This is a genomic window from uncultured Azonexus sp., assembly GCF_937982035.1.
In the GTDB taxonomy this organism is placed as follows: domain Bacteria; phylum Pseudomonadota; class Gammaproteobacteria; order Burkholderiales; family Rhodocyclaceae; genus Azonexus.
Genome location: NZ_CALJNI010000009.1, coordinates 124,402 through 134,000, shown reverse-complemented (window position 1 = coordinate 134,000; position 9,599 = coordinate 124,402). Strand labels below are relative to the sequence as shown.

General features: G+C 62.0%; 9 protein-coding genes and 1 other RNA gene. All 10 read left to right on the top strand.

Annotated features, from left to right (window positions below; genetic code table 11):
• Positions 1-217 precede the first annotated feature (217 nt).
• The 10 genes from ffs to Q0799_RS08185 all read left to right on the top strand — a co-directional run bounded on the left by ffs (position 218) and on the right by Q0799_RS08185 (position 9,586).
• Positions 218-316: signal recognition particle sRNA small type (ffs, locus tag Q0799_RS08230), an RNA gene on the top strand.
• A 26-nt stretch (positions 317-342) separates the two neighbouring features.
• Complete coding sequence (dnaX, locus tag Q0799_RS08225) at positions 343-1,956, top strand: DNA polymerase III subunit gamma/tau (protein WP_298396905.1); 1,614 nt, start codon at positions 343-345, stop codon at positions 1,954-1,956.
• An 11-nt stretch (positions 1,957-1,967) separates the two neighbouring features.
• Positions 1,968-2,291 carry a YbaB/EbfC family nucleoid-associated protein gene (locus Q0799_RS08220; protein WP_298396902.1) on the top strand — a complete coding sequence of 108 codons (324 nt, stop codon included), beginning with the start codon at positions 1,968-1,970 and terminating at the stop codon, positions 2,289-2,291.
• Between the two features lies 1 nt (position 2,292).
• Positions 2,293-2,895: a recombination mediator RecR gene (recR, locus tag Q0799_RS08215; protein ID WP_298396899.1), complete on the top strand. Its 603-nt coding sequence runs from the start codon at positions 2,293-2,295 to the stop codon at positions 2,893-2,895.
• 89 nt (positions 2,896-2,984) lie between these two features.
• Positions 2,985-3,584 carry a ubiquinol-cytochrome c reductase iron-sulfur subunit gene (petA, locus tag Q0799_RS08210; RefSeq protein WP_298396896.1) on the top strand — a complete coding sequence of 200 codons (600 nt, stop codon included), beginning with the start codon at positions 2,985-2,987 and terminating at the stop codon, positions 3,582-3,584.
• 2 nt (positions 3,585-3,586) lie between these two features.
• The gene (locus Q0799_RS08205) at positions 3,587-4,888 is read left to right on the top strand and encodes a cytochrome b N-terminal domain-containing protein (protein ID WP_298396916.1); all 1,302 of its coding nucleotides are present in this window, start codon (positions 3,587-3,589) and stop codon (positions 4,886-4,888) included.
• A gap of 13 nt (positions 4,889-4,901) precedes the next feature.
• Positions 4,902-5,621, top strand: coding sequence for a cytochrome c1 (locus Q0799_RS08200; protein ID WP_298396893.1), 720 nt, complete (start codon positions 4,902-4,904; stop codon positions 5,619-5,621).
• 83 nt (positions 5,622-5,704) lie between these two features.
• Positions 5,705-6,301, top strand: a complete 597-nt coding sequence (locus Q0799_RS08195) for a glutathione S-transferase N-terminal domain-containing protein (RefSeq protein WP_028996252.1) — start codon at positions 5,705-5,707, stop codon at positions 6,299-6,301.
• A gap of 1 nt (position 6,302) precedes the next feature.
• Positions 6,303-6,734: a ClpXP protease specificity-enhancing factor gene (locus Q0799_RS08190; RefSeq protein ID WP_298396889.1), complete on the top strand. Its 432-nt coding sequence runs from the start codon at positions 6,303-6,305 to the stop codon at positions 6,732-6,734.
• 128 nt (positions 6,735-6,862) lie between these two features.
• Positions 6,863-9,586 (top strand): nitrate reductase, encoded by a 2,724-nt coding sequence (locus tag Q0799_RS08185; protein ID WP_298396886.1) that lies wholly within the window; start codon positions 6,863-6,865, stop codon positions 9,584-9,586.
• Positions 9,587-9,599: the final 13 nt, after the last annotated feature.

Sequence of the window (9,599 nt, the reverse complement as noted above, 5' to 3'; positions counted from 1 at the left end):
ACCCACCCCTTCCCTTCCCGAACAGGACCGTGAAACAGATGAGCGCCAATGATAGTGAGCTTCCGCTCGCGAAAGTAGGTCACCGCCAGGCTACCCAATACCAAAACCCCCTCAGAAAACACTGAGGGGGTTTTTGCGTTTGCGAACGACGAAAGCACGGGGAATTTAGTTGTCGATCCTCGGGGCGGCGAAGGCGCTCTGTGCTAGAATTCGCACCGGCGGGTCTCCCCGCATTGTAGTGTGGTGAACCTGGTCAGGTCCGGAAGGAAGCAGCCACAGCCATTAACTGCAAGTGCCGGGGGTTAGGCTCGCCACTTTCATTTTTGCTTTGGTGTGGGGCGCATGAGTTACCAGGTTCTCGCCCGCAAGTGGCGACCGCGCAATTTTTCGACACTCGTCGGCCAGGAACATGTGGTTCGGGCGTTGACGCATGCCTTGTCCGAACAGCGTTTGCACCATGCTTACCTGTTCACCGGCACACGTGGGGTCGGCAAGACCACCATCGCGCGCATCCTGGCCAAATCCCTGAATTGCGAAACCGGCATTACCGCCACGCCTTGCGGCAAGTGCTCGGCCTGTCAGGAAATCGACGCCGGGCGTTTTGTCGATCTGCTGGAAGTCGATGCGGCAACCAATACCCGTGTCGACGAAATGCGTCAGTTGCTCGAAAACGCGATCTACGCGCCGACGCGCGGCCGATTCAAGGTTTACGTGATCGACGAAGTGCACATGCTGTCGACCTCTGCCTTCAATGCCATGCTGAAGACGCTGGAGGAGCCGCCGGAGCACGTCAAGTTCATCTTGGCGACGACCGATCCACAGAAGATTCCGGTTACCGTCCTGTCACGCTGCCTGCAGTTCAACCTCAAGCAGATGCCGGCGCCGGCCATCTCCGGTCATCTGGCGAACATCCTGCAAGCCGAGGACATACCGTTCGATCATGGGGCCTTGGCCCTGATTGCCCGTTCGGCCGGGGGTAGCATGCGCGATTCGCTGTCCCTGCTCGACCAGGCCATCGCGCATGGTGCCGGGCGGGTGGAAGAGGCGCAGGTCCGGGTCATGTTGGGCAGCGTTGACCAGGATCATCTGTTTTCGATACTGGAAGCGCTGCACGAAGGTAATGCCTCGGCTTTGCTGCAGGTCGCGTCGACGCTGGCGGTGCGCAGCCTCTCCTTTGCCAGTGCGCTGCAGGAACTTGCGGCGTTGTTGACGCGTATCCAGGTGGCGCAATGCGTGCCCGATGCCGTTGACGAAGAGGACCCGGACCGCGAACGCATTGCCATGCTGGCGCGCATGCTGTCGCCCGAGTTTGTCCAGTTGGCCTACCAGATCGTCAATCTCGGCCGCGCCGAACTGGGCCTGGCGCCGGACGAGCATGCCGGATTCCTGATGACCCTGCTGCGGCTGCATGCTTTCCGGCCACGCGGTGTGCCGGAAATGCTGGATACGGTTCGCGCAACACCGCGGCCGGCGGCGGTGTCTGCCCCCGCTGCCAAGGCGCCGGCGGCCGCAGTCATGCCGCCGGCACCGGTTGCCGAGCGAGCGGCTCCCGCGCCGAGCCCGTTTGCGGATGATGGTGGCGATGACTGGAATGCCACGGTTGCCCGTCTGGCGCTGAGTGGCTTGGCCAAGGAGCTGGCGCTGAATTGCGAATTGCGGGCGCTTGAGGAAGCACGTTGTCTGTTGCGCTTGCCCTCGACGAAGGGGCACCTGCAGATGAAGCCGGCGCCCGAGCGTTTGCAACAGGCCTTGAGCGAATATTTCGGTCGGCCGCTGGTGCTGAAAATCGAACTGGGCGATCCGTCGTCCGAAACGCCGGCCGAACAGGCGGGGCGGCAGCGGCAGGCACGTCAGGCCGACGCCGAAGCGGCCATTGAACAGGATCTGTTCGTCCAGGAGGCGATTTCCTCGCTGGATGCATCCATTGTGAAATCTTCCATTAAACCCATTGATTGACGGAGCAGCACATGATTAAGGGCGGTTTGGGCGGCCTGATGAAGCAGGCCCAGATGATGCAGGAAAACATGAAGAAGGCGCAGGAGCAGCTGGCGCAGACCGAAGTCGAAGGCCAGGCCGGTGCCGGCATGGTCAAGGTGGTGATGACCTGCGCGCACGATGTGCGTCGCGTTTCCATCGATCCTTCGGTGATGGACGACCGGGAGATGCTCGAAGACCTGATCGCGGCCGCGATGAACGATGCTGCGCGCAAGGGCGAAGCCCTGAGCCAGGAAAAGATGTCCGGCTTCACCGCCGGCATGAATCTGCCGCCGGGTTTCAAGCTGCCGTTCTGACGTGAATCCCAGCGGACTTGAGGCCCTGATCGAGGCCCTGCGCTGTCTGCCGGGGATCGGCCCCAAGTCCGCCCAGCGGCTGGCCTACCACCTGATGCAGCACGACCGGGCCGGGGCGGCCCGGCTGGGTGATGCGATTCAGCATGCCCTGCAGGCGATTCGTCACTGTCAGCGCTGCAACACCTTCACCGAACTCGATATCTGCGAGCGCTGTGCTTCGCCACGGCGCGATCCCAGCCTGCTGTGCGTGGTCGAGACGCCGGTCGACATGAACATGATGGAGCAGACTCAGGCCTATCAGGGGCTCTATTACGTCCTGATGGGCCGGATTTCGCCCATGGATGGCATCGGCCCGCGCGATCTCGCGCTCGAACGCCTGCTGGCCCGGGCCTGCGACGGCCAGGTGCGTGAAGTGATCCTGGCGACCAACTACACCAATGAAGGCGAAGCGACGGCGCATTACATCATGGCCATGCTCAAGGCGCGCGATATCAACGTCACCCGGATCGCTCGCGGGGTGCCCGTGGGCGGCGAACTTGAGTACGTCGACGCCGGAACGCTGGCGCAGGCTTTGCGCGAACGCAAGGTTCTGGGTACGTCCTGATTGCGACAGCGGCTTTTATCGGGGGTTCCATTGGCGTATAATTTAGCGTTTGTTTTTAAACCCATTCAATTCCTTCAGGGGTCAGCGTTATGAGCAATCAAGGGAAAGTGGACTGCGGCCGGCGGCGTCTAGTCGTCGCAACCGCAGCCGTGGGCGGTGTGGGCGCGGTTGCCGCGCTCGTGCCGTTCGTGTCCAGTTTGCTTCCGTCCGAACGTGCCAAGGCAGCAGGCGCACCGGTCGAAGTCGATATCAGCAAGCTGGAATCCGGTCAGATGATCACCGTCGAATGGCGCGGCAAGCCGGTCTGGATTATCAATCGGACCCAGGAAATGCTCGATACGCTGCCCAAGCTGGCCGACCAGATGGCCGACCCGAATTCCGAGGTGAAGTCGCAGCAGCCTGATTACGCTGCCAACCCGACCCGTTCGATCAAGGAAAACCTGCTGGTCGTCGTCGGTATCTGTACCCACCTGGGTTGCTCGCCCACCTCGAAGTTCAAGGCCGGTGCCGAAGAAGGCATGACCGCCGACTGGCTGGGCGGCTTCCTGTGCCCCTGCCACGGTTCGACGTTCGACTTCGCCGGCCGCGTGTTCAAGGCGAAGCCTGCACCGACCAATCTCGAAGTGCCGCCGCACGCGTATCTGAGCGATACCCGTATTCTGGTTGGCGAAGACAAGAAGGGGGCATGACCATGGCTGGTGGAAATTTCGAAAAGTACAAGTCGGACGGCTCGCTGGCCGGCAACGTGCTGGAATGGGTTGATGCCCGTTTCCCGGCAACCTCGATGTGGAAGGGTCACCTTTCCGAATACTACGCACCGAAGAACTTCAACTTCTGGTATTTCTTCGGCTCGCTGGCCCTGCTGGTTCTGGTCATCCAGATCGTTACCGGCATCTTCCTGGTCATGCACTACAAGCCGGATGCCTCGCTGAACGCCGCCGGTGTGCCGGTCGCCTTCGCCTCGGTCGAATACATCATGCGCGACGTGCCGGGTGGCTGGCTGATCCGCTACATGCACTCGACCGGTGCCTCGGCCTTCTTCATCGTGGTCTATCTGCACATGTTCCGTGGCCTGATCTACGGTTCGTACCGCAAGCCGCGCGAGCTGACCTGGCTGTTCGGCGTCGGCATCTTCCTGGTGCTGATGGGCGAAGCTTTCTTCGGTTACCTGCTCCCGTGGGGCCAGATGTCGTACTGGGGTGCCCAGGTCATCGTGAACCTGTTCGGTGCCATTCCAGTGGTCGGTAACGATCTGTCGATCCTGATCCGCGGCGACTTCGTCGTTGGCGATGCGACCCTGAACCGCTTCTTCTCCTTCCACGTGATCGCCTTCCCGCTGGTGCTGATCGGTCTGGTTGCCGCGCACATTCTGGCGCTGCACGAAACCGGCTCGAACAACCCGGACGGTATCGACATCAAGGAAAAGAAAGACGAGAAGGGCATTCCGCTCGACGGTATCCCGTTCCATCCGTACTACACGGTCAAGGACATCGTCGGTGTGGTCGTCTTCCTGATGGCTTTCAGCGCGATCATGTTCTTCGCGCCGGAAGGTGGCGGCCTGTTCCTGGAAACGCCGAACTTCTATCCGGCCGATCCGCTTAAGACGCCGCCGCATATCGCGCCGGTCTGGTACTTCACCCCGTACTACTCGATCCTGCGTGCCATCGTCTGGAACTTCTTCGGTCTTGATGCCAAGTTCTGGGGTGTGGTCGCCATGGGCGCCTCGGTCGTGATCTTCGCCTTCCTGCCGTGGCTCGATCGTAGCCCGGTACGTTCGATCCGCTATCGCGGCCCGATCACCAAGGTGATGATCACCCTGTTCGTGATCTGCTTCCTCATCCTCGGTTATCTGGGTACCCAGGCTCCGTCGGCCATGGGTGAACTGGTCTCGCAGATTTGTACGGTGTTCTATTTCGGCTTCTTCCTCGCCATGCCCTGGTGGTCCCGGATGGATAAGTACAAGCCGGTTCCCGAACGCGTGACGACGAAGTGAGAGGATGCATAAAATGAAAAAATTTCTGATCGCATTGCTCTTCGCACCGGTCCTGGCTTTCGCAGCCGGCGCCAACGTGCCGCTCGACAAGTGGCCCGGTTCGGTGAGCGACAAGGCAGCGTTGCAGAACGGTGCCAAGCTGTTCGTCAATTACTGCATGAACTGCCACAGCGCTTCGTACATGCGCTACAAGAACCTGATGGATCTTGGCCTGACCGAACAACAGGTCAAGGAAAACCTGATGTTCACCAGCGACAAGATCGGTGACCTGATGATGGTTGCTGCGCGTCATGATGAGCAGAAGCAGTGGTTCGGCGCAATGCCGCCGGATCTGACCATCATCGCCCGTGCTCGCGGGTGGATTGGAAATCCTGGTGGCGGTGCCGACTGGTTGTACACCTATCTGCGTACCTTCTATCAGGACAACAAGCGTCCGACCGGCTGGAACAACGTTGCGTTCGAAGCTGTCGGCATGCCGCATGTGCTGTGGGAACTGCAGGGCACCCAGGTGATGAACCCGGAAACCCACAAGCTCGAACTGGCCGTTCCCGGCAAGATGAGCCCGGCGGAATACGACAAGGCGGTTTCCGACCTGGTCGGCTTCATGGTCTGGATGGGCGAACCGCAGCAAGAGTACCGCAAGACGCTCGGCATCTTCGTGCTGGCCTTCCTGGCGCTGCTCTTCGTGGTGGCTTACGCCCTGAAGAAGGAATACTGGAAAGACATTCACTGATCCTTCCCGGATCGGCTGACGGCATCGTGGGTTAGACCTTGGTCTGCCCCCGATGCCGAATCTCATTTTGAGGGTTGCTAAACATGATGAACCTCTATTCGGGCACAACCTGCCCCTTCAGTCACCGTTGCCGTATCGTCCTGTTCGAAAAGGGCATGGACTTCCAGGTGATCGACGTCGATCTGTTCTCCAAGGCCGACGAAATGGCCGCCATCAACCCGCACGGCCGCGTGCCGGTGCTGGCCGAACGCGACCTGGTGCTGTTCGAGCCGAACATCATCAACGAATACATCGACGAGCGTTTCCCGCATCCGCAGTTGATGCCGGCCGATCCGATCATGCGCGCGCGCGCGCGCCAGTTGCTGATCGGCATGGAGCGCGAAATCTTCTCGCACATGGAAATCATCGAGAAGAACGGCAAGACCGCCGACAAGGCACGCCAGGAAATCAAGGCACGCCTGACCGAGATCGTGCCCATCTTCAACAAGCAGAAGTTCATGCTGGGTGATGAGTTCTCCATGCTCGACGTTGCCATCGCCCCGTTGCTGTGGCGTCTGGACCACTACGGCATCGACCTCGGCAAGGCCGCGGCACCGCTGATGAAGTACGCCGAGCGCATCTTCAGCCGCCAGGGCTTCATCGACGCGCTGACGCCGTCGGAAAAGGCCATGCGCAAGTAAGATGGAACTGCCGTCCACCAAGCCCTATCTGTTGCGCGCCATCTGGGAGTGGTGCTGCGACAACGGCTTTACGCCCTACATCGCGGTCCAGGTCGATGCGCGCACCCAGGTGCCGCGTGAGTTCGTCCGCGACGGCCAGATCGTGCTCAATCTCGGCCCGGATGCAACCAACAAGTTGCAGATGGGGAACGAACTGATCGAGTTCCAGGCCCGCTTCGGTGGTGTCGCCCGCGAACTGTCGGTGCCGGTGGGCCAGGTTTCGGCGATCTACGCTCGCGAGAACGGGGCCGGCATGGCTTTCGAGGTCGGCGATGAGGCTTTCCCGTTTGACGAGGACGAAGAAGCTGTGCCGGTGGACGAAGTCCCCGAAGACGAACCGCCATCGCCGTCACGCCCTGAAGGCGGGCGGCCGAAGCTGCAACGCGTCAAATAAGGACACGGCATCCCCGGGATGCACCAAAAAAGGGAAAACCTGCATCGGGTTTTCCCTTTTTTTATTGCAACCCATTGATTATTATGGATGGCACGCCTGTTGCTCAATGCACGACCGGAAGGAAGATCATGAGCCAGGAAGTCAAATCCACCTGTTGTTACTGCGGCGTCGGTTGCGGCATGCTGATCCGTACGGAAGGCGGTGTCATCACCGATGTACGAGGCGATCCGGAACATCCGGCCAACCACGGCCGCTTGTGTACCAAGGGTGCGTCCCTGCACCTGACCGCCGGCACCGCCAATCGCCTGGTTAACCCGGCGCTACGCCCGCTACGCGGCGCAGCGCCGCAGCGACTGGCCTGGGACGATGCGCTGGACCATGCCAGCGAGCGTTTTGCGCAGATCATCCGCACGCATGGCCCGGATGCCGTTGCCTTCTATATCTCCGGCCAGTTGATGACCGAGGATTACTACGTTTTCAACAAGCTGGCCAAGGGCCTGATCGGGACCAACAACGTCGATACCAATTCGCGCCTGTGCATGTCGTCGGCCGTGGCGGGCTACAAGCAGACGCTGGGTGCCGATGCGCCGCCGAGTTGTTACGACGACATCGCCCAGGCCGGCGTGATCCTGATCGCCGGTGCCAATCCGGCCATTGCCCACCCCATCGTCTTTCGCCGCATCGAGGATGCGCGGGCGGCCAATCCGGATCTGAAGGTCATCGTCGTCGATCCGCGCCGCACCGAAAGCGCGGCCATTGCCGACCTCCATCTGCCGATCAAGCCGGGCAGCGACATCGCCCTGTTCAACGGCATGTTCCATGTGATGATCGGCGAAGGACTGATCGACGAGACTTATATCGCCGAACATACCGAGGGCTTCGCCGAACAGGCCGCCATCGTCGCCGACTATACCCCGATGCGGGTCGCCGAATTGTGCGGGATTCCGGCCAGCGACATCGTTCGCGCGGCGCGCTGGTTTGCCACCCGGGGACCGGCGTTGTCGCTTTACTGCCAGGGGCTCAACCAGTCGGCGCACGGTACGCACAACAATGCTGCGTTGATCCAGTTGCACCTGGCTTGCGGCCAGATCGGCAAGGCCGGCGCCGGCCCCTTCTCACTGACCGGGCAGCCGAATGCCATGGGCGGTCGCGAGGTCGGCGGGCTGGCCAATCTGCTGTCGGCGCATCGTGACCTGGCGAATCCGCAGCACCGCGCCGAGGTGGCGGCCTTGTGGGGAATCCCGGAGGTTCCGGAAAAGCCCGGCAAGGCGGCAGTCGACCTGTTCAAGGCGCTGGCCAGCGGCGAGATCAAGGCGGTCTGGATCGCCTGTACCAATCCCGCGCAATCCCTGCCGCATCAGGCGGCGGTTCGTGCCGGACTGGCCAATGCCGAATTCGTCGTGCTCCAGGAGTGCTTTGCCGATACCGATACCGCCGCCTATGCCGACCTGTTGCTGCCGGCGACCGGCTGGGGCGAGAAGCACGGCACGGTGACCAACTCCGAGCGCCGCATCACGCGCGTCCAGGCGGCCGTACCACCGGTCGGCGAAGCTCGCCACGACTGGCAGATCGTCATCGACTTCGCGCGGCGCCTGGGGCGCAAGCTCGATCACGCGGCCGTCGATCGTCTTTTCCCTTACGCCAGTGTCGAGGAAATCTTCAATGAACATCGCGCGTCGACCGCCGGCCGCGATCTCGACATCACCGGCCTGAGCTATGCCTTGCTCGAACAGCAGGGGCCGCAGCAGTGGCCGTTTCCGCAAGGGGCGACGGCCGGGCGGACGCGTCTCTATGAAGATGGACGCTTCCCGACCGCCAACGGCCGGGCACGTTTTGTCGGCGTCCAGCATCAGACGACTGCCGAACAGGCGGACAAGACTTATCCGCTCAGCCTGTTGTCCGGGCGCATGCGCGACCAATGGCATGGCATGAGCCGGACCGGGATCGTGCCGCGCCTGTTCAATCTCGAAGACGAACCCCTGCTGCAGATGCATCCCTGCGACATGCGCCATCGCCAGCTTGAGGATGGCGATCTGGTTCGCTTGTTCAACCGTCGCGGCGAAATCATCGTGCGTGTTGCTGCCGGTAGCGGTCTGGTGCGCGGCCGGATCTGGCTGCCGATGCACTGGGGCAACCGTTTCATGAACGGGGCCGGCGCCAACGCGCTGCTCGGCGATGCCGTCGATCCCTGGTCGCAGCAGCCGGAACTCAAGCACACCACCGTCGAAGTCGCCAAGAGCGGCCTGGCGTATCCGTTGGCCGTGATCCGTCGCTGTACGGATCTGGACGATGCCTTGCGTCAGCTCGATCTGGCGCGCAGCCTGTTCGACGAGTTTCCCTACGCCACCGCTTCGCTCTATGGTCGCGCCAGTCCGCTGGTCGTCTTCCGGGCGGCGACGGCGGCACCGATGCCGGCCGCGTTGTTGCAGACCATCGATGCCACTTTCGGTCTGGCAGGCGATACCGGTGCCATCGTCTTCAGCGATGCCCGGCGCCATATCGCCAAGAAAGCCGTGGCCCTCGACGGGCAGTTGCTCGGCGTCCGTCTGGCCGGCGAAACTCAGGCACTGAGCTGGCTGCGTCAGGCGATGGCGGAAGGCGAACTGGATGCCAGCCTGCTGCGCTTTGCCCTGGCGCCGACGGCGGCACCTCCCGCATCGCTGGCGCCGCGCCAGATCGTCTGCAAATGCGCCGACGTCAGCGACGATCAGATCATTTCCGCCGTTGCCGGCGGCGCCGACCTGGCCGGCTTGCAGGATACGCTCAAATGCGGCACCTTCTGTGGCGGCTGCATGCCGGACATCAAGCGCATGCTGAGCCGGCAGCCACAACAACATCCAGAGGCCGCCTGAGGCCCGAACGGAG